This is a genomic window from Bacillus cereus group sp. Bce019 (genome assembly GCF_051781745.1).
GTDB classification, from domain to species: Bacteria; Bacillota; Bacilli; order Bacillales; family Bacillaceae_G; genus Bacillus_A; species Bacillus_A cereus.
In genome coordinates, this window is sequence record NZ_JBPWJX010000197.1 from 1 (window position 1) to 262 (window position 262).

The following is a 262-nucleotide window of genomic DNA, read 5'->3' on the forward strand; positions in this document are numbered from 1 at the left end:
CAGTGTTGCTGTTACAGAAAAACAAAAGTTCAAAAATATATCCGCTAGTTTAGGTATGCCAAACTTGGTAGAGGCTATTCATCAAAGTAAACGCAATGCACCGGATGAGTTTAAGTTTTGGTCAGCTACTAACTGGGGGAGCCTTGTATTGGACCAATCTCGGATTTATGGAGAGGTTACCTTTACCCGATTCAATGATGGCAGCATTACTTATAATAATATAGCAATCGCCGATATCAGCCTTGAGATCTGGCGCATTCTG

General features: G+C 40.8%; 1 pseudogene. It reads left to right on the forward strand.

What is annotated here, in order from left to right:
* Positions 1-262 (forward strand): annotated as a pseudogene (locus tag ACS2QP_RS27990) (hypothetical protein); the annotation flags it as partial.